The organism is Nonomuraea sp. NPDC049750 (assembly GCF_040659625.1).
Lineage (GTDB): Bacteria > Actinomycetota > Actinomycetes > Streptosporangiales > Streptosporangiaceae > Nonomuraea.
The window spans coordinates 64101-84890 of the sequence record NZ_JBFANB010000036.1; the positions used below are offsets into that span (position 1 = coordinate 64101).

At 71.3% G+C, this 20790-nt stretch carries 21 protein-coding genes and 1 tRNA gene; 18 read left to right on the top strand and 4 right to left on the bottom strand.

All coding sequences use genetic code 11. From position 1 onward, the window contains the following. Positions 1-63: 63 nt before the first annotated feature. A complete protein-coding gene (locus AB0J16_RS50470) occupies positions 64-744 on the top strand; it encodes a response regulator transcription factor (protein WP_358553716.1) in 681 nt (226 codons plus the stop codon). On the opposite strand, the gene AB0J16_RS50475 is transcribed toward AB0J16_RS50470, so the two are convergent. After that, positions 739-1788: a LacI family DNA-binding transcriptional regulator gene (locus AB0J16_RS50475; protein WP_358553622.1), complete on the bottom strand. Its 1050-nt coding sequence runs from the start codon at positions 1786-1788 to the stop codon at positions 739-741. The two genes, AB0J16_RS50470 and AB0J16_RS50475, sit on opposite strands and share 6 nt — an antisense overlap. Positions 1789-1884: 96 nt before the next feature. Here AB0J16_RS50475 and AB0J16_RS50480 point away from each other — a divergent pair, with 96 nt between their 5' ends. Genes AB0J16_RS50480 through AB0J16_RS50520 form a run of 9 tightly spaced genes read left to right on the top strand, consistent with a single transcriptional unit; the run spans position 1885 to position 11660 of the window. After that, positions 1885-3828 carry a primary-amine oxidase gene (locus AB0J16_RS50480; protein ID WP_358553624.1) on the top strand — a complete coding sequence of 648 codons (1944 nt, stop codon included), beginning with the start codon at positions 1885-1887 and terminating at the stop codon, positions 3826-3828. Between the two features lie 12 nt (positions 3829-3840). Beyond that, entirely contained in the window at positions 3841-5460 is a 1620-nt protein-coding gene (locus tag AB0J16_RS50485; protein WP_358553627.1) for an ABC transporter substrate-binding protein, read from the top strand. A gap of 2 nt (positions 5461-5462) precedes the next feature. Then, complete coding sequence (locus tag AB0J16_RS50490; RefSeq protein WP_358553629.1) at positions 5463-6371, top strand: ABC transporter permease; 909 nt, start codon at positions 5463-5465, stop codon at positions 6369-6371. Next, on the top strand, positions 6368-7258 hold the full coding sequence (locus tag AB0J16_RS50495; RefSeq protein ID WP_358553631.1) for an ABC transporter permease: 891 nt from the start codon (positions 6368-6370) through the stop codon (positions 7256-7258). The genes AB0J16_RS50490 and AB0J16_RS50495 overlap by 4 nt, the downstream gene beginning before the upstream one ends. Further along, a complete protein-coding gene (locus tag AB0J16_RS50500; protein ID WP_358553633.1) occupies positions 7255-8244 on the top strand; it encodes an ABC transporter ATP-binding protein in 990 nt (329 codons plus the stop codon). Before AB0J16_RS50495 ends, AB0J16_RS50500 begins: the two co-directional genes overlap by 4 nt. Beyond that, a complete protein-coding gene (locus tag AB0J16_RS50505; RefSeq protein ID WP_358553635.1) occupies positions 8241-8978 on the top strand; it encodes an ABC transporter ATP-binding protein in 738 nt (245 codons plus the stop codon). The genes AB0J16_RS50500 and AB0J16_RS50505 overlap by 4 nt, the downstream gene beginning before the upstream one ends. Next, positions 8975-9943 carry a P1 family peptidase gene (locus AB0J16_RS50510; protein ID WP_358553637.1) on the top strand — a complete coding sequence of 323 codons (969 nt, stop codon included), beginning with the start codon at positions 8975-8977 and terminating at the stop codon, positions 9941-9943. Before AB0J16_RS50505 ends, AB0J16_RS50510 begins: the two co-directional genes overlap by 4 nt. Before the next feature lie 5 nt (positions 9944-9948). After that, positions 9949-10599 (top strand): FMN-binding negative transcriptional regulator, encoded by a 651-nt coding sequence (locus tag AB0J16_RS50515; RefSeq protein ID WP_358553639.1) that lies wholly within the window; start codon positions 9949-9951, stop codon positions 10597-10599. Then, entirely contained in the window at positions 10596-11660 is a 1065-nt protein-coding gene (locus AB0J16_RS50520) for a C45 family peptidase (protein ID WP_358553641.1), read from the top strand. The genes AB0J16_RS50515 and AB0J16_RS50520 overlap by 4 nt, the downstream gene beginning before the upstream one ends. Positions 11661-11683: 23 nt before the next feature. On the opposite strand, the gene AB0J16_RS50525 is transcribed toward AB0J16_RS50520, so the two are convergent. Next, a complete protein-coding gene (locus tag AB0J16_RS50525; RefSeq protein ID WP_358553643.1) occupies positions 11684-12844 on the bottom strand; it encodes an acyl-CoA dehydrogenase family protein in 1161 nt (386 codons plus the stop codon). A gap of 66 nt (positions 12845-12910) precedes the next feature. Between AB0J16_RS50525 and AB0J16_RS50530 the strand changes: the two genes are divergently transcribed. The 4 genes from AB0J16_RS50530 to AB0J16_RS50545 all read left to right on the top strand — a co-directional run bounded on the left by AB0J16_RS50530 (position 12911) and on the right by AB0J16_RS50545 (position 16233). Further along, complete coding sequence (locus tag AB0J16_RS50530) at positions 12911-14356, top strand: aldehyde dehydrogenase family protein (protein ID WP_358553645.1); 1446 nt, start codon at positions 12911-12913, stop codon at positions 14354-14356. Then, on the top strand, positions 14353-15501 hold the full coding sequence (locus AB0J16_RS50535; protein ID WP_358553647.1) for a CoA transferase: 1149 nt from the start codon (positions 14353-14355) through the stop codon (positions 15499-15501). The genes AB0J16_RS50530 and AB0J16_RS50535 overlap by 4 nt, the downstream gene beginning before the upstream one ends. After that, positions 15498-16172 (top strand): GntR family transcriptional regulator, encoded by a 675-nt coding sequence (locus AB0J16_RS50540; RefSeq protein ID WP_358553649.1) that lies wholly within the window; start codon positions 15498-15500, stop codon positions 16170-16172. The genes AB0J16_RS50535 and AB0J16_RS50540 overlap by 4 nt, the downstream gene beginning before the upstream one ends. Next, positions 16142-16233: transfer RNA gene (locus AB0J16_RS50545), tRNA-Arg, on the top strand. Before AB0J16_RS50540 ends, AB0J16_RS50545 begins: the two co-directional genes overlap by 31 nt. A gap of 155 nt (positions 16234-16388) precedes the next feature. Here AB0J16_RS50545 and AB0J16_RS50550 read toward each other — a convergent pair. Next, on the bottom strand, positions 16389-17453 hold the full coding sequence (locus AB0J16_RS50550; RefSeq protein ID WP_358553651.1) for an integrase core domain-containing protein: 1065 nt from the start codon (positions 17451-17453) through the stop codon (positions 16389-16391). A 297-nt stretch (positions 17454-17750) separates the two neighbouring features. On the opposite strand from AB0J16_RS50550, the gene AB0J16_RS50555 reads away from it, so the two are divergent. Together AB0J16_RS50555 and AB0J16_RS50560 are read left to right on the top strand one after the other, a co-directional pair. Next, positions 17751-18377: a hypothetical protein gene (locus tag AB0J16_RS50555; RefSeq protein WP_358553653.1), complete on the top strand. Its 627-nt coding sequence runs from the start codon at positions 17751-17753 to the stop codon at positions 18375-18377. Further along, positions 18374-18550: a hypothetical protein gene (locus tag AB0J16_RS50560; protein ID WP_358553655.1), complete on the top strand. Its 177-nt coding sequence runs from the start codon at positions 18374-18376 to the stop codon at positions 18548-18550. The genes AB0J16_RS50555 and AB0J16_RS50560 overlap by 4 nt, the downstream gene beginning before the upstream one ends. 423 nt (positions 18551-18973) lie before the next feature. Here AB0J16_RS50560 and AB0J16_RS50565 read toward each other — a convergent pair whose 3' ends face one another. Continuing rightward, entirely contained in the window at positions 18974-19738 is a 765-nt protein-coding gene (locus tag AB0J16_RS50565; RefSeq protein ID WP_358553657.1) for an SDR family oxidoreductase, read from the bottom strand. An 87-nt stretch (positions 19739-19825) separates the two neighbouring features. On the opposite strand from AB0J16_RS50565, the gene AB0J16_RS50570 reads away from it, so the two are divergent. Continuing rightward, positions 19826-20482, top strand: coding sequence for a TetR/AcrR family transcriptional regulator (locus AB0J16_RS50570; RefSeq protein WP_358553659.1), 657 nt, complete (start codon positions 19826-19828; stop codon positions 20480-20482). Positions 20483-20560: 78 nt separating this feature from the next. Further along, complete coding sequence (locus tag AB0J16_RS50575; RefSeq protein ID WP_358553661.1) at positions 20561-20698, top strand: hypothetical protein; 138 nt, start codon at positions 20561-20563, stop codon at positions 20696-20698. The last annotated feature ends 92 nt before the right edge of the window (positions 20699-20790 follow it).

Here is a 20790-nt window from a genome sequence, read left to right on the forward strand (position 1 = left end):
CCACCAGCGCAGCAATCGCCGCAGCAGCCGTCCGTTCAGCAACCCACGCAAGAACCGCAGGCGGTGCCACCGCAGCCGTCCCGGTCGTCGATTCGCGTGCTGATCGTCGACGACGACGCGCTCGTCCGCGCCGGTCTGGCGTTGATGCTCAAAGGCGCGGCCGACCTCCAGGTGGTGGGGGCGGTGGCCGATGGCGGGGAGGTGGTGGCCGCGGTCGACGCGCACGCTCCCGACGTGGTGCTGATGGACATCCGGATGCCCGGCCTCGACGGCATCGAGGCGACCCGGCGGCTGCGTAGCCGGCCCCAGGCGCCCGAGGTGGTCGTGCTCACCACGTTCGACGCCGACGAGCACGTGTTCAAGGCGCTGCGGGCGGGGGCCGGCGGGTTCCTGCTCAAGGACACCCCGCCGGAGGGGATCGTCGATGCCATCCGCCGGGTCGTGGACGGCGAGCCGATCCTGTCCCCGAGCGTCACCCGGCGGCTGATCGCCCACCTGGTGCCCGAGGAGGAGAGCCGTCGCCGTGCCGACGCCCGGACGGTGCTGGCCCGGCTCAGCGAGCGGGAGCGTGAGGTCGCGCTGGCGGTGGGGCAGGGCAAGCCCAACGCGGTCATCGCCGCTGAGCTGCACATGAGCGTCGGCACGGTCAAGGGCTACATCTCGCGCATCCTCACCAAGGCGGCTCTGGACAACCGGGTCCAGCTCGCCCTGGTCGTCCACGATGCCGAAGGCGCGTCATCATGAACCCCGCGTGGAGGCTCGCAGGGTGAGCTCGATGGGGTGGATCCGCTCCGTCCCCACCGAAGCCGTGCCCGACAGCAGGTCGAACAGCAGCTCCGCGCACCGTACGCCCGCCTCTCTGGGGCGCAGGTCGATGGCGGTGATGGGCGGGTCGGCCAGCTGCATGGCGGGGCTGTCGACGCACGACGCGAGCAGCAGGTGGCGCCCCCCCTCGCGACGCAGGTCGCTGTCGTCTTCACAGCGGAGCAGCTCGCGACCCTCCTCACGGCGGAGAAGGTCGCGGCCCTCCTCGCGCAGGAGCGGTAGCAGATCCGTGGCCGAACCGGCGGGCCCGCACACCAGCGCGTCGATGCGCGGTTCCAGTGCCAGCAGCTCGCGGGCGGCCTCGTGGACCTCGCCCGCCGAGCAGTCGAAGGGGACCGTACGGACGAGCGGGTCCACGTCGTGCCGGACGCACCAGTCGCGGAAGCCCCGGTGTACGGAGGCGGCCCAGTCGCTCACGTCGCCGGCCACGATGAGCGCGGGACGGGTCGCGCCGGAGGCGCGCAGGTGGTCCATCAGGCGGCCCAGCATCTCGGCGTGTTCGGAGCGGACCACGCCGTCGGCCCGGCCGGTGCCGGTGAAGCGTTCGCAGGTGACCGTGGGCAGGCCAGTGTCCATGAGCTTGGCCACGATCGGGTCGTCCCCCAGGGGGTCGCCGAGCACGAGGCCGTCGACGCGCGGGGTGCGGCGGCCCGAGGTGATCAGCGTGACGTCGTAGTCGTTGTCGGCGGCCCCCTGCACGACCCCGAACACGAACGACATGTAGTAGGACGAGCGGGTGAGCACCTCCGGCACGTGCAGGCCGATGGTGCCGGTGCTCGCGCGGCGCAGGTGCCGGGCCGACCCGTTGGGTACGTAGCCGAGGGCGTCGGCGGCCTCCATCACCCTGGCCCTGGTCTCCTCCGACACCCGGCCGGAACCCCGGAGCGCGTCGGACGCGGTCGTCTTGGAGACCCCTGCCGTCTTGGCGACCGTGAGGATGGTGGCCGGCTCGTCTGCGCGCACGCCCCGATGCTAGCGCCACCGTTGATCTGTTTCCGCCACGTATCGACCTGGCGAAAGGTCTTGTCCTCGTCCTGAGGCGGAAGTATGTTGGCCCGCATGCCGGAACGTTCCGGCAAGAAAGGGGCGGAAAGCCGGATGGCAGCTGGACGGCGGGTTCTCGGGGTCGGGGAGCGGTCGCATCCGCTCGACCCGCTCAGTGCGCAGGAGATCGAGGACGCCAAGCGGATCATGGCGGACGACGGAGTGCTGGCCGCCACCGGCCGGGTGGCCTACCTCGGGATCGAGGAGCCCCCGAAGGAGGACGTGCTCGGCGACGCGCCCGCTGCCCGGCGGGCCCGCGCCCTCGTGCTCGACCTGGCGAGCGAGCAGGCCCAGGACGTCGTCGTCTCGCTCAGCGAGGGACACGTGGTGGAGCGCCGGCCGATCGACCCGATCACCGACGGCCAGGTCCCCATGCTGGATGAGGAGCACGAGCTGGTCAGGCGAGTGCTCGGCGCCGATGCCGGGTGGGCCGCGGCGCTGGCCCGGCGCGGCCTGGACGACACGGCCCTGGTGTGGCTCGCCGCCCTGTCTGCGGGCAGCTACGGCCTGCCGGGCGAGGAGGGCAGGCGGATCGCCCGCGTGCTGGCCCACCTGCGCCCGACCGAGGAGAGCCTGCCCTGGGCGCACCCGATCGACGGCCTGGTGGCCTTCGTCGACCTGCTCAAGGGCGTAATGATCGAGATCGTCGACACCGGCGTGCTGCCCATCCCCGCCGAGGCGGGCGATTACCACCTGGAGCGCGAGCACCGCACCAGCCAGCGCCCGATCCACATCACCCAGCCGGAGGGCCCCAGCTTCGGCATCGACGGCAACCTCGTCACCTGGGAGAAGTGGAACGTCCGCCTCGGCTACGACATGCGCGAGGGCCTGGTCCTGCACCAGATCGGCTTCGACGGCCGGCCCATCGTCTACCGGGCGTCGGTGGCCGAGATGCTGGTGCCCTACGGGGACCCGAGCCCGGTCCGCTTCTGGCAGAACTACTTCGACACCGGCGAATACCAGCTCGGCAAGCTGGCCAACGCGCTGGAGCTGGGCTGCGACTGCCTGGGCGAGATCACCTACTTCGACGTCACCGTCACCGGCGGCGACGGCTCGCCCAAGGTGCTGCCGAACGCGATCTGCATGCACGAGGAGGACTACGGCGTGCTGTGGAAGCACACCGACCCGGCCAACGACTCCCGCGAGACACGCCGGCAGCGGCGGCTGGTGATCTCCTTCTTCGTCACCGTCGGCAACTACGACTACGGCTTCTACTGGTACCTCTACCTCGACGGCACCATCGAGCTGGAGGTCAAGGCCACCGGCATCGTGTTCACCGGCGCCTACGACGAGCGGGCCGCGCCGTACGGCTCGCAGGTCGCGCCGGGGCTGGCGGCGCCCTACCACCAGCACCTGTTCTCCGCGCGGCTGGACATGATGGTCGACGGCCCGGCGAACGCGGTGGACGAGGTGGAGGTCGTACGCCTGCCCATGGACGAACGCAACCCGTACGGCAACGCCTTCGGCCGCAAGGCCACCAGGCTGCGCACCGAAGCGGAGGGCAGGCGCGACGCGGACCTGGCCATGGGCCGGACCTGGCACGTGGTCAACCCGGAGGTGACCAACCGCCTGGGCGACCCCGTCGGCTACGCGCTGTACCCCGAGGGCCTGCCCACCCTGCTCGCCCACGAGAACTCCTCGATCCGCGCCAGGGCGGAGTTCGCCACCAGCCACCTCTGGGTCACCAGGTACCATCCGCAGGAGCGTTATCCGGCCGGTGACCTGGTCAATCAGCATCCGGGTGGCGCCGGGCTGCCCGCGTACACGGCCGCGGACCGCGACATCGACGGCCAGGACATCGTGCTGTGGCACACGTTCGGGCTGACCCATTTCCCCCGTACCGAGGACTGGCCGATCATGCCCGTCGACACGTGCGGATTCACCCTGAAGCCCGTCGGGTTCTTCGATCGCAACCCCACGCTCGACGTCCCGCCGAGCAGCCAGGGCTCCTGCCACTAGAGATGAGGCGTCATGCGATACAGACTGGCCGGTAGCGTCGCGGCGGTCGTGTTGGCCACCTCCGCCTGCGGCGGCGGCACGGAAGCGGCCCCGCCGGGCACCGCGGCGACCGGCTCGGCCGCCGCCCCCGGCTACCTGGCCGTGGCAGACGGCAAGCTGCCCGCGGGCGGCGCGCTCAACGTCGCGGTGCACATCGACAGCGGCGCGGCGACCGGGCTCGACCCGCAGCTCGCCGACGTGGCCACCTCCTGGCAGCTGATGTCGCTGGTCTACGAGACGCTGGTCACCGTGGGGCCCGACTTCAGCCCGCAGCCGCGGCTCGCCGAGAGCTGGGACAACCCCACCCCGACCACGTACGTGTTCCACCTGCGTAAGGGCGTCGCCTTCTCCAACGGCAGGCAGATGACCGCCGACGACGTGGTGGGCAGCCTGAAGCGGCTGCTGGCCGCCAAGTCGGTGTGGCGGGGGCAGCTCGGCCCGGTCGAGAAGGTGACCAAGGTCGACGCGGCCACCGTCAAGGTCACGCTGACCAAGCCGTACACGCCGTTCCTGGCGGCGCTCGCCAATGTGCCCGCCGCGATCCTGCCGATGAAGGAGATCGAGGCGAAGACGCTCGACCCGGCCAAGGAGATGCTGGGCACCGGGCCGTTCAAGGTGCAGGCGCACCGCCAGGACGTGTCCTGGAATTTCGCCCGCAATGAGCATTACTGGGACAAGGGAAAGCCAGCCGCCGACAGCCTGACCGTCACGATCGCGCCCGAGGAGGCCGCCCGCGTCGCCGCGGTGCAGAACGGCAGCTCCGCCCTGGCCGCCCTGGGCAACGTCGACTCCGCCGCGATGCTGGCCGGCGCCGCGAACGTCAAGGTCGCCACCCAGGCCACCACCGACTTCTACTACCTGATGCTCAACTCCAAGAACCCCAAGTTCGCCGACCCCCGGGTCCGCCAGGCGCTGAACATGGCGCTGGACCGCAAGCAGATGGCCGAAGTGGCCCTCGGCGGCCAGGGCAAGCCCACCGGCGTCACCCCGGCCGGCCTGCCCGGCGCCTGCGACCCGGCCACGCTGCCCTCGGCCACGGCGGGCGGCGCCGCGAAGGCCAAGGAACTGCTCGCCCAGGCCGACATCGCGAACCTGTCGTTCACGCTCAGCATCTACTCCACCGAGCCGGCCCCCGCCGTCGCCCAGGTGATCCAGCAGAACCTCCAGCAGGCCGGCGTCACCGTCAAGATCGAGCAGATGGACGAGGCGAGCTGGGCGGGCAAGGTGTACGGCAAGGTGCCCGCGACGTTCGACGCCGCGCTGTCGTGGTTCGCCGGATACGCCGACCCCGGCATGGTCACCACCTGGTGGAACCCCGACGTCGCCGGCTTCAACGCGGGCTTCATGCAGGCCGACAAGGACCTCAACTCGCTGATCACCGCCGCGACGGAGACCCCGTCGGGCGCCGAGCGCGACAAGGCACTGGCCGCGGTGTGCGCCAAGGTGGACACCGACGCGCAGATGATCCCGCTGGTCACCCGCCCGGCCACGATCGCCTATCGCGCCGACGGGGTCAGCCCGAGCCTGTACGCCACCGAGGGCTACGGCAACCTGCTCCGGCTGGTCGCCGACGCCCGGGTCAAGAAGGGCTGACGATGCGGCTCCTGCTGTGGTGGGCGGGCCGGGCGCTGAGCTCGGCCGTCACCCTCCTCGGCATCTCCGTCCTGATCTTCGCGGCGCTGCGGCTGATGCCGGGCGGGTTCGCCGAGACGATCCTGGGCCCGTTCGCCACGCCCGCGCAGAAGGCCGAACTGGCCGCCAGGTACGGGCTCGACCAGTCGGTGTTCGCCCAGTACGGGCACTGGCTGGCGGCGGTCGGCACCGGGGACTTCGGCACCTCGATGATCAGCAGGCAGCCGGTCGCGGCCGAGCTGTGGGCCCGGCTGCCCGTGACGGGGCAGCTCACGCTGTTCGCCGTCGCCGCCGCCGTACTGGCGGGGGTGCCGCTCGGCGTGCTGACCGCGCTGCGCGCCCGCCCGGGAGGCGGCGGCGCGGCGGGGCGGCTGCTGAGCGGGCTGGGGGTGAGCGTCCCCGAGTTCGCGCTGGGCAGCCTGGTGGTGTTCGTGGTCTCCCGGTACGGCCTGCAGACCAGCGGCTACCTGCTGCCCGCCGCGGTGCTGTCGATCTTCGCCATCTCGGCGACGGCCAGGACCACCCGCGACGCCGTGCTGAACGTGCTGGTCGAGCCGCACGTCACGGCCGCCGTCGCCCGGGGCGAGACACCGTGGTTCATCGTCCGGCACCACATCCTGCGCAACGCGGCGGGGCCCGTGCTGACGCTCACCGCGACGATCACCGCCTACCTCCTCGGCGGCGCGCTGATCGTGGAGTACCTGTTCAACCTGCCGGGCATCGGCTCGTACGTCGTCCAGGCGGTGGGGCGCAGGGACTACGCGGTCGTGCAGGCGGGCGTGCTTCTGGCGGCCACCGTGTTCATCGTGATGAACGTCCTGATAGACCTGCTCGTCGGGCTGGTCGACCCGAGGCTCGGGAGACGCGCATGAAGGAGACGGCTGGCGAGAAGGAGACGGCTGGCGAGAAGGAGACGGTGGGTGTGAAGAGGAGGCGGCCAAGACAGCGGCTCGATCCGTTGTCGCTGACCGGTCTGGGCTGCCTGCTGCTGCTCGTCCTGGTCGCGCTCGGCTCGCTCGTACACGCCGGTGGAGACCCCGACGCGATCGTGGGCCCGCGCCTGCGGCCGCCGGGCCCCGGCTGGTGGCTGGGCACCGACAACCTGGGCCGCTCGATGCTGCCGCGCGTCATGGAGGGTGTCGGCACCACGCTGCTGCTCTCCTCGGCCGCCGTCCTGGTGACCGCCGCGCTCAGCGCGGGCTTCGGCATCCTGGCCGGATACCGGGGCGGCTACCTGAACGAGCTGATCATGCGGGTGGTGGAGCTGCTCTACTCCTTCCCCGCCATCGTCCTGGCGATCCTGGTGGCGGCCGTCGCCGGGCCCGGCCAGCTCGCCGCGGTGGCCAGCATCGTGCTGGTCACGATCCCGCTGATGACCCGGCTCGTACGCGCCGCCGCCGTCGCCGTGGCCGAACGCGACTACGTGACCGCGGCGGCCATCAGCGGCGCGGGACTGCCCCGCATCCTCGGCCGCCACGTACTCCCGAACGTGGCGGGCACGATCGCGGTCCAGGGCACCTACGCGCTGTCGGTCGGCATCTCGGTCGAGGGCGGCCTGAGCTTCCTCGGCTTCGGCGTGCAACCGCCGCAGGCGTCGCTCGGGGTGCTGATCCGCCAGGGTGGCACCTACATGATGGCCGCTCCCTGGCTGATCATCGGGCCCGGCGTCGTGCTGGTGCTCGCCATCCTGTCCATCAACGTGCTGGGCGACGGGCTGCGCGACCGGTTCGAACCGAGGGAGACGAGGTCACTGATATGAGCGCGCTGCTCGAAGTGGACGGCCTGGAGGTCGACTACGGGACGGCCCGCGCCCTCGACGGCGCCGACCTGCGCGTGGCGGCGGGCGAGGCCGTCGGGGTGGTGGGCGAGAGCGGGTCGGGCAAGTCCACACTCGGCGCGGCGATCGGCCGCCTGCTGCCCCGCCAGGCGGTGGTGGCCGCCGGCACGGTGCGCGTGGCCGGCGAGCCGGTGCTGGACCTGCCGCCCACCGCGTTGCGGCGGCTGCGCAGGCAGCGGCTCGGCTTCGTCTTCCAGGACCCGATCGCCTCGCTCGACCCGACCATGCGGGTCGGCGCCCAACTCCGGCTCGTCCTCCGCGCACCCGGCCGCGACGGGCGCGACGGCTCCGAGGGGGCGGACGGGCGTGCGGGTCTTCAGGCTCAGGTGGCGTTTCACCTGGGGCGGGTCAAGCTCGATGACCCGCGCGTGGCCGCCGCCTACCCCCACCAGCTGTCCGGCGGCATGGCTCAGCGAGTGGCGATCGCGCTGGCCATGGCCGCCTCGCCCGAACTGCTGGTCGCCGACGAGCCGACCGCCTCGCTCGACAGCCAGGTGCGCGAAGAGGTGCTGAACGTGGTGTTCGCGCTGGCCCGGCAGGCGGGCACGAGCATCGTCTGGCTCAGCCACGACCTGCCGGCCGTGGCCCGCAGGTGCGACCGCGTGGCGGTCATGTACGCCGGGCGCGTCGTGGAGAGCGGCCCGGCGGCCGACGTGCTCGGCGATCCCGTGCACCCCTACACCGCCGCCCTGGCCAGGTCGGCTCCCGCTGTGGCCGTTCCCGGGGTACGGCTGGAGCCGGTGCCGGGCCGCCCGCCGGTCCTGACCGGTCCCTCGCCCGGCTGCGCGTTCGCGCCCCGCTGCCCCTTCGCCGAGGACCGCTGCGCCACCGAACGCCCCGAGCCGGTTCGCGTCGGGGCCAAGGACGTGCTCTGCCACCGGGCCGCCGAGCTGGAGGTGATCGCGTGATCCTCGATCTCACCGACGTCACGGTCTCCTTCACCACGGGCCCGCCGCTGCGCCGTACCCGGCTGGACGCCATGCGCGGCGTCTCGCTCTCCGTCGCCGAGGGCGAGACGCTCGGCCTGGTCGGCGAGTCCGGCTCGGGCAAGACGACCACCAGCCGGGTCGCGCTCGGCTTGCAAGGGCCCACCACCGGGACGGTCAGGTTCGACGGCCGCCCCTTCCCCCGGCGGCGCAAGGACCTGGCCGGGCGGATGCAGGCCGTGCTCCAGCACCCGCACTGGTCGCTGAACCCCAGGATGCGCATCGGGCAGAGCGTCGCCGAGCCACTCGCCGTACTGGGAAAGTCCGCCGGTGAGCTGGCACCCGAGGCGCTCGAACAGGTCGGCCTGGAGCCCGGCTTCGCCGACCGCTACCCGCACGAGCTGTCCGGCGGCCAGCGGCAGCGGGTGTCCATCGCCCGCGCGCTGATCACCCGGCCGAGCTTCATCGTCTTCGACGAGGCCGTCAGCGCCCTGGACGTCTCCGTCCAGGTGCAGATCCTCAACCTGCTCAAGGACCTGCAGGCGGAGTACGGCTTCGCCGCGCTGTTCATCTCCCACGACCTCGGCGCCGTCCGCTACGTGGCCGACCGGATCGCCGTCATGCGCGGCGGCGAGGTCGTCGAGACCGCCGACGCCGCCACCTTCTACTCCGCCCCCGAACATCCGTACTCGCGACAACTCCTGGAGTCCCTGTGACCCTCGCTCCCGTGTCGGCCTTCGCCGCCGGCGTGCCCGGTAACTCCGACCTCCCGCTGACCCCGCAGCCCAGCCCGGGGCGCGGCTCGGTCGCGTTCGACCTGCCCGGTGTGTTCGTCGGCACGGCGGAGTACGGCGAGGGCCCCACCGGCTGCACCGTCGTGCACGTCCCGGCGGGCGCGCGGACCGCCGTGGACGCCCGCGGCGGCGCGGTGGGCCTGAGCGGCGGCTACGACTACAACCACGCCATCTGCCTGACCGGCGGATCGGTGTACGGGATGTCGGCCGTGGCCGGGGTGAGCGAGGAACTGCTGGCCCGCCGGAGCAACCAGACCAAATGGGACGAGCTGCAGCTCGTCTCGGGCGCGGTGATCTACGACTTCTCCACGCGCGACAACGCCGTACACCCCGACGGGCCGCTGGGCCGCGCCGCCCTGCGCGCCGCCGTCGAGGGTGAGTTCCCGGTGGGGCGGTGCGGCGCCGGACGCAGCGCCAGCGCGGGCAAGGTCGACTTCGCCAGGGCCGAGTTCGCCGGGCAGGGCGCCGCCTTCGGCACCTTCGGGGCGGTCAAGGTCCTGGTGGCGACCGTGGTCAACTCGGTGGGCGTGGTCGTCGGCCGTGACGGGACGATCCTGCGCGGCAACTACCACGCCGACGAGGGCACCAGGCGCCACCCGAGTGTGGACTACGCGATCGCGTCGGACGCTCCGGCCGTCATGGGCAACACCACGCTGACGGTCCTGGTGACCAACGTACGGCTGGCCGACATCGAGCTCACCCAGCTGAGCCGCCAGGTACACGGCTCGATGCACCGGGGCATCCAGCCGTTCCACACCCAGAACGACGGCGACGTGCTGTTCGCGCTGACCACCGACGAGGTGGACCTGGGCGGCCTCAAGCCCGCCGGGCTGGGCGCCCTGGCGTCGGAGGTCGCCTGGGACGCCATCCTGAGCAGCGTGGAGTAGGAGGAATGTACAGCTTCCCGCGTTTCGCGGCGCCGGACCACGCGCACGTGGCGCGGCTGGTGCGGACGCACCCGTTCGCGCTCGTGATCACCGCGACCGGCGGCGTGCCCGTGGCCAGCCACGTGCCCGTCATCGTGGAGAGCGGCGGCGAGTCCACGTTCGTGGGCGCGACGCTGCTCGGCCACATGGCCAGGGTCAACCCGCAGTGGCACGCCTGGGACCCGCCTGTCGCTAGCAACGGGCCCGCGCCGTCCGCCACTAGGCCCGTGGCGCCCGAGGCGTTGGTGGTTTTCTCCGCCGCGCACGGCTACGTCTCGCCGACCAGCTACGCGGTCGATCCCGCCGTACCGACGTGGGACTACGCGGCCGTCCACCTGACCGGCCTGATCGAGCCGCACCCCGAGCCCCTGGAAGTGGTACGGCGCACGGTGGCGGAGCTGGAGTCGGCACGGACGCCCAGTTGGCGCCCCACCCCGGCCTCCGAGGAGCGCTTCGCCCAGCTCGTGCCCGGCGTGGCGGCCTTCCGGGTGCGGGTCACGGCCGAGCAGAGCGTGTTCAAGCTGAGCCAGGACAAGGACGACGAGCAGCGACACCGCGTCCACCGCGACGCGGACGCCGCCGTCGCGGCACTGATGGACGAGGTAACCCCCAGATGACCACGTTTCCCACCTACACCTCCACCTGCCTCGACGCGGCGGGACGGGGACGGCAGTTCGGCGCCCGCTGGCGCGAGGCCGTACATGCCAACCTCGACGGCTATCTGCGGCTGTTCGAGGTGAGCGGCGCAAGCCATGGGCGGGTCAGAGAGCTCGGCGAGCGGGCACTCGACAGCACGGCCGCGTGGGCGCCGGAGCTGGCGGAGGAGATCGGCGGCATCGCGGCGGGCTGCGGCCTGGCGGACTGGCAGGTGGCCGTCGTCAACGCGCGGACCGAGATCCTGGCCGCGCTGCGCCACGACGGGGAGGGCGAGTGCTCCACCGCCGTCGTGCTCGGCGGCGGGCTGCCCCCGCGCACGACGCAGACCTGGGACTGGCACGACCACCTGCGCGACGCGCCGGTGCTGTGGGCGTACGAGCCGCGCGAAGGGCACAAGGTACGCACCTTCACCGAGTTCGGGGTGCTGGCCAAGATCGGCGTGAACAGCGCGGGCCTGGGCGCGCACTTCAACATCCTGCGCCACGAGTCGGACCACGCGAACGTCGGCGTGCCCGTGCATGTGGTCGCGCGCCGGATCCTCGACGAGGCCGCCACCCTGGAGCAGGCCACCGAGATCGCCAGGTCGGCGAAGACGTCGGCGTCCACGGTCATCACCGTGGTCACGGCGGAGGGGGCCAGGTCGCTGGAGATCTGCCCGGACGGCGTCGCGGTCGTCGAGGCGGACACCGCCGGCGTACTGCTGCACGCCAACCACTTCCTGGACGGCGCGCTGAGCGCGGGGGAGCGGCTGGGCACCGAGCGGCCGGCCACGTACGCCAGGCTCGAACACCTGGAGGAACGGACCGGCGAGCTGGGCGACCCGGACGTCACGGCCAGGGCGCGGGCGATGACCTGTCACGCGCCGGTGGCGCCCGTGTGCGCGCACGCCGACCCGGCGCTCCCGCTCGACCAGCGCTGGGAGACGCTCGCGGTGGTCAGCCTGGACGTGACCGCGTCCGAGATGCGGGTGCACAAGGGCAGGCTCTGCCAGGTCACCGCCTCGACCTGGCAGACCTTCTGAGCCCGTCAGTCATTCTGAAGGCGTCAGTGGAAGGCGGGCACGCCGGTCAGCGCCTTGCCCAGGACCAGCGTGTGGATCTCCGAGGTGCCCTCATAGGTCAGCACGGACTCCAGGTTGACCGCGTGCCTGATCACCGGGTACTCCAGGGTGATGCCGCTCGCGCCGAGCAGCGTGCGGCACGTCCGGGCGATGTCGAGGGCCTCGCGCACGTTGTTCAGCTTGCCGGCGCTCACCTGCTCGGGGGTGAGCTCGCCCCGCTCCTTCAGCCGCCCCAGATGCACCGCCAGCAGCAGGCCCTTGCCCAGCTCCAGCGCCATGTCGGCGAGCTTCTCCTGGGTGAGCTGGAAGGAGGCGAGCGGCCGGGCGAAGATCTCCCGCTCGGCCGCGTAGGCGAGCGCGGTCTCCAGGCAGTCGAGCGCCGCGCCCATCGCCCCGAACACGATGCCGAACCGGGCCTCGTTCAGGCAGCCGAGCGGCCCGGACAGGCCGCGGGCGCCGGGCAGCATCGCCTCTTCCGGAAGCCGTACACCATCCAGCACCAGCTCGCTCGTCACGCTCGCGCGCAGGGAGACCTTCCGCTTGAGATCGTGTACGGCGAAGCCCGGCGTGCCCGCCGGCACCAGGAAGCCGCGGATGCCGTCCTCGGCCCGCGCCCAGACCACGGCCACGTCGGACACCGAGCCGTTGGTGATCCACATCTTGGTGCCGTTCAGCACCCAATCGGAGCCGTCCCGCTCGGCCGTGGTCCGCATGCCCGCCGGGTCGGAGCCGAAGTCGGGCTCGGTCAGGCCGAAGCAGCCGATGCGCTCACCGGCCGCCATCGCGGGCAGCCACTCCCGCTTCTGCTCCTCGCTGCCGTACTTCCAGATCGCGTACATGGCCAGCGACCCCTGCACCGACACCAGGCTGCGCAGCCCGGAGTCGGCCGCCTCCAGCTCCAGGCAGGCCAGGCCGTAGGCGACGGCGCCGAGGCCCGCGCAGCCGTACCCGTCCAGGTGCATGCCGAGGACGCCGACGGAGCCGAGCGAGCGGGCCAGCTCGCGGGCGGGCAGCGCGCCCGCCTCGAACCAGTCGGCGACGTACGGCCGGATCTCCCGGTCGCACACCTGCCGGACGGCCTGGCGGATGTCGCGCTCCTCGTCGGTGAGCAGGCCGTCGATGGCGAAGAGGGCGGAAGGATGCATGTCCCAGCTCCGTATTTTGGATCCAATATTGATTATCCAATATGACACAGTTAGGGTGCGTTGACCATGGACATCCTGAACCTCGTGGACGGTCGCTGGATCGAGGGATCCGGCGCGGAGTTCGCCGACACCAACCCCGCCCGCCCGGACGAGATCGTCGCCCGCGGCCGGGCCGCCGGGCCCGAGCAGGTGGAGCAGGCGATCCGCGCGGCCCGCGACGCCGCGCCCGGCTGGCGGGCCACCCCGCACCACGAACGCGCGGCCGTCCTCACCGCGGCCGCCGCCCTGGTCGAGGAGTCAGCCGAGGAGTGGGGGCGGGAGCTGAGCCGCGAAGAGGGCAAGACCCTGCCCGAGGGCGTGGCGGAGGTACGCGGCGCGGCCAGGATCCTGCGGTACTACGCCGCCGAGGCCGACAGGGAGAGCGGCGAGATCTACGCCTCCCCGCGCCGCGGCGAGAACCTTCTCGTCATGCGCAAACCGGTCGGCGTCGCCGGGGTGATCACCCCGTTCAACTTCCCGATCGCGATCCCCGCCTGGAAGCTGGCGCCCGCGCTCACCTACGGCAACACGGTCGTCTGGAAGCCGTCCTCGCTCGTCCCGCTGCTCGCCGCCCGCCTGGCAGGCGCGCTGGTCGAGGCGGGCCTGCCTGCGGGCGTGCTCAACCTCGTGTACGGCGAGGCGGAGGTGGGCGCGGCCGTCATCGATCACCCAGGCGTGGACGTGGTCTCCTTCACCGGCTCCACCGAGGTCGGCCGGGCCGTCATCGCGCGCTGCGGTGAGCTGGCCAAACCGGTGCAGACCGAGATGGGCGGCAAGAACGCCGCCGTCGTCCTGGCCGACGCCGACCTCGACCACGCCGCCGAGCAGGTGTGTATGGGCGCGTTCCGGTCCACCGGGCAGAAGTGCACGGCGACCTCCCGGCTGGTGGTCGAGGAGTCCGTCGCCGACGAGCTGCTGCGCAAGGTGGCCGCCAAGGCGGAGGAGCTGGTCGTCGGGGATCCGCTCGGCGCCGGGGTGGACATGGGCCCGCTGGTCAGCGCCGCGGCCAGGGACCGGGTGGCGGCGGGCGTGCGCGACGCGCTCGGGCAGGGGGCCACGGTGCTGGCGGGCGCCCGGCCGTACACCGACGGCGACCTCGCGGCCGGCTGGTTCACGCCCCCGACGGTGCTCGCGCTGCCGGGCACGGACGTGGACGTGTGGAGCAGGGAACTGTTCGGGCCCGTTGTGGGCGCCGTTCGGGCCTCGGGTCCAGAGGAGGCGCTGCGGCTGGCCAACCGGAGCGAGCACGGCCTGTCGGCGGCGATCTTCACCAGGGACCTCGGCGCCGCCCTCCAAGCCGTCGAACACCTTGAGGTCGGCGTGCTGCACATCAACTCCGAGTCGGCGGGCACCTTCCCCTGGGTGCCGTTCGGCGGGCGCAAGCTCAGCGGCTTCGGGCCCAGGGAGCAGGGGCGCGCGGCCCGCGAGTTCTTCACCCAGACCGTGACCGTCTACCTGGGCGCCCCGGCGTGAGTGGGCGAACCGGGCGAACCGGCGAGCACAGCGGCGGCGCTCTCTCCGGGCTGCTGGTCGCCGACTTCAGCCGGGTGCTGGCCGGTCCGTACGCGACCATGCTGCTGGCCGACCTCGGCGCCGACGTCGTCAAGGTGGAACGCCCCGGCGCCGGCGACGACACCCGCTCGTGGGGGCCGCCGCACGCCGGGGGAGTGGCGACCTACTTCCTGGCCGTCAACCGCAACAAGCGCTCGATCGCCCTCGACCTGCGCGACCCGGCCGACCTGGAGGTGGCCCGCGCGCTGGCCGCCCGCGCCGACGTGCTCGTCGAGAACTTCAAGCCGGGCACCATGGACCGGCTGGGCCTCGGCCATGATGCGCTCAGGGAGGTTAACCCAGGTCTGGTCTACTGCTCGATCACCGGGTTCGGCGCGGGCAAGGGCGCGGACTTGCCCGGGTATGACCTGATCGCGCAGGCCGTCGGCGGGCTGATGAGCGTGACGGGCGAGCCGGACGGCCCAGGCACGAAGGCGGGCGTGGCCCTCGTCGACGTGATCACCGGGTTGCACGCGGGGCTCGGCGTGCTGGCCGCGCTGCGCCACCGCGACGCCACCGGGCAGGGACAACGGGTCTCGGTGTCGCTCCTGTCGTCGCTGCTGTCGGCCCTGACCAACCACGCCTCCGGGTACGCCGCCGCCGGGGTGGTGCCGAAGGCCATGGGGAACCGGCATCCCAGCATCGTGCCGTACGAGGTGTTCCAGGCCGCCGACCGGCCGATCGTCATCGCGGCGGGCAACGACCGGCAGTTCCGCGCCCTGTGCGAGGTGCTGGGCCGGGCCGACCTGGCCGACGACCCCCGGTTCGCCGCCAACACCGGCCGGGTCGCCGACCGGGAAGAGCTCGTGGCCGAGCTCGACCGGACCCTCGGGACGCGTACGGCCGACGAGTGGTTCGCCGCGCTCACCCCGGCCGGGGTGCCGTGCGGGCCGATCAACACTCTGGACGCGGCGTTCGCCTTCGCCGCCGAGCTCGGGCTGGAGCCCCTGGCCGGTGATCAGGTGGCCAACCCCATCGGGCTCGGCGCGACGCCGCCGGAGTACCGCCTCCCGCCGCCCTCACTCGGGCAGGACGCGGACTGGGTCCGTGAGATATTGGGGCAATGACCTCGGTAGAAGGGCACCGCAGGCCGCCCACGGCCCAGCAGTTCGTCCTGGAGGAGCTCAGGCGGGCGATCACCACCGGCCGGCTGCGTCCAGGCGACCCGATCAGGCAGGAGGCGCTGGCCGAGGAGTTCGACGTCAGCCGGGTCCCGCTGCGCGAGGCGCTCAAGACCCTGGAGGGCGAGGGGCTGGTCACGTACAAGGCGCATCGCGGCTACTGCGTGCAGCGGCTCTCGCTCGACGACCTGCGCGAGGTCTACCTGATCCGCGAGCTGCTGGAGGCCGAGGCGGTCCGCCGCGCGGTCGAACGCCTCACCGACGCCGGGCTGGCGGCGGCCGAACGCGCGCAGGCCGAGGTCGAGCGGGCCGCGGCGGCGGGTGACGTGCTGGAGATGGCCGAGGCCAACCGCCGCTTTCACATGACGATCTTCGAGTGGTCGGGGCTGCCGCGGCTGGTCCGGCTGATCAGGACGCTGTGGGACTCCACCGACGCCTACCGGTCCCTGTACTACGGCGAGGAGCCCAACAGGCAACGGGTCATCGAGGAGCACCGCGCCACGCTCGACCTCCTGCGCCGCCGCGACGCGGAGGCCGTGGTGCTCGTGCTGGCCGCGCACCGCGCCCACGCCGTGACCGCCATAGAGGCGCAGTTGTCGCCCGGTACGGCCGGCTGACCGGCGGGTTCGGCGCGGCGGACTTCTCATCCGACGGTCGCAGGTTCGAATCCTGCAGGGCGCGCTTTGATCATGTCCTGACCTGCTGTTATGCGGGATCGGATGCGTTCTAGAATTTTCGTCTAGCGCTTGCGTGCTCCATCCGTGCTCGCCCTGAAGGGTGTCAAAACTAGGTCCAAGGTGCTGACCTGCGCATTCTTGATGGCGCCTCGTTGGTCAGCCAGTTCGCTGGTAATCGTTGATCAGCCCGCCGAGGACTTGGCGGCGCTCGATCCGGCCCACCGGTAGCGGGATCACGTCGGAGTCATCGGTGGGGGCTCGAAGCCCGAGAGAGCGGTGCGGCCGGTGCCGATTGTAGTGATCGACATATTCGTCCAGCGCGGTACGAAGGTGCCGCTCGCCGAAGATCAGCAGCCTATCGGTGCACTCCGTGCGCGTCGTCCGTACCCATCGCTCGGCGAACGCATTCGCGCGAGGCGCCAGAGGTGGGATCTTCAGCACCTGAATGTCGTCGCCGGTGAACACCTCATCGAAGCTGCGGGTGAACTTCGTGTCCCGATCCCGAATCAGAAACCGGAACGTGCCGGCCCGGTGGTCCAGAGTGACGAGAAGGCTACGGGCTTGCTGGGTAACCCATGCGCCATCGGGGTGGGCGGTCACGCCGAGCACGTGCACGAACCGGGTGCCGACCTCCATCACGAAGAAGACGTACAGCCGGCGCAGCATGACGGTGTCCACCGCGAAGAAATCACAGACCAGCGTGCTCGCGGCGTGGGCGCGGACGAAATCGCGCCAGCGGTCGTCGGTACGTCGCGGCGCCGGACCCAGGCGCGCCCGTTTCAGGACCCGGCGGATCGTCGCACCGCTCACCTGATGGCCCAGATGCCGCAGTTCGCCTCGGATGCGCTCGTAACCCCAGCGAGGATTTTCCCGTGCCAACTGCTGGATCAACGCCACGACCGCTGGATCGGTCGCTGGCCGTCCTATCCTCCGGTGCGGGTAGGTCCAGTGGCGTGCGATCAGACGCCGGTGCCAGCGCAGCAGCGTCTCTGGTGTTACCAGTCGGTGGGCACGCAGCACCGTTGGCAGTCCTCGGGCCAGCGCGGACAGCACTGCTCGGTCCGCCCATGACAGTCTTGGACGGTGAACCTGACGGCGCAGCACGGTGACCTCGTGCCGCAGGACGAGGATCTCCATGTTCTTGGACGCGTCGCTACGGTGCAGCAGCGTCAGCCAACCCACGATGCGGCAGAAGATCATATAGAAGAGACGGAGCGTCACGAGCCTCGAGCATGCCTGACCCAGGCCACTGCTCCGACCAGGAAGCCGAGACAAACCGGCAGCTCACGACCATGAACAGAATATTGACACCCTTCACCCTCGTGGTCTGCGGAAACTGCCACGCGGACATCCACGGCAAGAACCCTGTCCCAGCACTCACGGAGTAGTCACTGGAGAGCGACGTGCGGTGATAAGTCGCACGCGTCGTTCGGGCTGGGGGTCGCTGAAGAAGGACCTGCACAGCAGGCACCTCGTCAGCGGCCCACCAGTACCGTGTGGAACAACCTGACCGAAGCCGTGGAGAAGACGGTCGGTGCGCACCACGGCTGCGTCAAGCAGGCGTATGCCGAGCTGCCCGGCAACGGTGGCGAGCTCGCGGTCCCGCCCGAGCCGCCGGACGGCTATCTGGACGTTCACGGCCACGAGCGAGCCCTGGTGGCTCGGACGACCAGGCGATATGCCGAGGTTCAGGAGCTGGTGGCTCAGGGCCGTTCGCTCAGGGGCATCAGCCGGGATCTGAATCTCGACTACTACGCCGTACGCCGCTACGCCCGCGCGGCTGGCCTGGAGGAGCTGCTGGTCGCCGCTACGCACCGGACCACGCTGCTGGATGCCTACAAGCCGTATTTGTATGAGCGGTTCAGCCAGGGGTGTCACAACGCGAGCCTGCTGTTTTGTGAGATCCGGGCACAGGGATACCAGGGCAGTGCGAGCCCGGTCGACCGCTACATCCGGCTGCTGCGCAAGGGCAGTATCGCGCCGCCGCCACCCAGGCCCACGCCCAAACCCCGCAAGATCACAGCCTGGATCGTGACTCATCCCGACAATCTTCGTCCCGACGACGCGCCCGACCTTCAGCAGGTCCGCGAGGCCTGCCCCGAACTGGATGCCACTTTCGCCATGTCCGCAGCTTCGCCACCATGATGCGCGACCTTCGCGGTGACCGTCTGCCCGCCTGGATCGACGCAGTTCCTGAAGAGGACCTGCCCCACCTGCACCGTTTCGCCCACGGCCTGCGCTACGACCTGGACGCCATCATCGCCGGCCTGTCGGTTCCGTGGAACTCCGGACAGGCCGAGGGCAGAACACGCGAGTGAAGCTGGTCAAGCGGCAGGGCTACGAGAGAGCCAACTTCGATCTCCTGCGGAAGCGGATCCTGATCCGAACATGATCCCCAACCCGTCCCAAGATCAGCGACAGAGCCGCTCATCATGGGCAAGACCCGGCACAAGAACCCCCGCACCGCCATGCGCTACGTCAAACCCGGCGCCGAAGCCATCGCCAGGGTCACCGAGGTCCTGGCACCTCGCCGCCGTACTCACTGATCAGCGATCTCTCAGGTAGGGCAGGACACTGCCCCTTTCTCTCGTACTTGGTACTGGCCCTCGTCCAGACGAGCCGCGACCGCCTGGCCGAGGCGGTGCGGGAGCGGTGCCGGAGCAGGGGCCGGCGGTGGAGCCCGGGCCCGCGGGGGGTATGGACGGAGCCCCGCCTCTTGACCTTCAGCGCCTTGCCGGTGGTCAGACCTGGCCGATCCCGCCGTCGACGGGCAGGTCGATGCCGGTGACGAAGCTCGAGTCCGCGGAGGCCAGGAAGAGCGCCGCGGTGGCGATCTCGTGCTCGTCACCGAGGCGGCCGATGGGCACCCGCGAGGCAATCTGCTCCTTGAACCCCGGCGGGAGGTCCGCGAACGCGGCGGTGTCGATCGCGGCGGGGCTGAGGACGTTGACCCGGATTCCGCGCTGCTTCAAGTCGGTGGTCCAGGTCCGGGCGAACGACCGCAGCGCCGCCTTGCTCGCGGCGTAGACGGTCGTTCCCGGATCGCCCTTGTCCGCGGCGCCCGACCCGATGAGCACGATCGAGGCGCCGTCGGACAGCAATGGCAGCAGTTTCTGCACGGTGAAGAACGTCCCGCGCACGTTCACCCCGAACACGGCGTCGAACGACTGCTCGGTCACGTCGCCGATGTGCTCGTTCCACGTCCAGACGCCGGCGCTGGCGATGAGCACGTCCACCCGGCCCGCTTCGACCGCCACGACCTCGGCCAGGCGGGCCGCGTCGGAGATCTGGCCGACGTCGCCGAGCACGCCGGTCACGCCGTGGCCGATGGCGGCCACCGCCGCGTCCAGCCGGTCCTGGCGGCGGCCGGTGATGACCACGTGCGCGCCCTCCTGGACGAACAGCTTCGCCGTCGCCAGTGCCAGCCCAGAGGTTGCGCCGGTGATCACCGCGACCTTCCCGCCGAGCTTCGCCATGTCGCTCTCCTTGTCTCGAAAAATGAGCATGCTCTCATCTTTTGGGTGCTGCTCACTGTAGCGAAGATGAGAGCACCCTCAAAGTTGAGACGTGTCGCACTTTGCTACGGTGACCTCATGCCTGCCACGGGGAACCCGCTGCCCGCTCGCCGGGATGCCCGCCGCAACCGCGAGCGGCTGCTCGAGTGTGCCCGGCGCGCGTTCGCCGGGCAGGGCGCGCAGGCCGCCCTCGACGGCATCGCGCGCGAGGCGGGCCTGGTGGTCGGCACCCTCTACCGGCACTTCCCGACGCGCCTGGACCTGCTGTGCGCGGTGCTCGAGCCGAAGCTGCGCCACGTGATCGAGGAGGTGGAGGCCGCGCTCGGCCTGGAGGAGCCGTGGCAGGCCTTCCGCGGCCTGCTCGAAGTCCTGTGTACGGCCCAGGCCGGGGACCGGGCGTTCGCCGACTTCCTGGCGCGACGCTTCCCCGGCGACGACCGCACCGAGACCGCGCACAGCGAGATCTGCGCGCTCGCGCAACGGGTGCTGGGGCGGGCGCAGGCGGCCGGCGTCGTCCGCCCGGACGTCACCGGCGCCGACCTCTTCCTGCTGTTGTGGGCGAGCAGCACGGTAGCCGAGGCCACCCGGCACGCCGCCCCGTCCCTGTGGCGGCGCCACGTTCACCTGGCGCTGGACGGGTTCCGGGCGCCGGACCGGCTCGACCTGGGAGAACCCGCGTGGGACGCGGACCGGCTCTGCCGCGCGATCGCCACCGGGCCATCATGGCAGCCATGACGAAGCTTGTGATCGCGGTTCCGCTGGTCTTCCTTCTGGCCGTGCTCGGGTGGAGCGCGCGAACGCCTGCGTGAGCAGGTGGCCAAGCTCAAGGAACTCCGCAAGGAAGACCAGGACGAGCTGTCCCGGCTACGCGCCGACATCAACGCCCTCGTCCGCGTCGTCAACCAGTCGACTCTGGATAACCGGCAACTATACGGTGGCGACTCAAACTGATCACGGTTGACCGCTGACCGTACGTACGCCTACCGGCCGAAAGGTGTGCCAAGATCGGGTCATGGCCGTTCTGGCCGCATCTCGGCTGGATA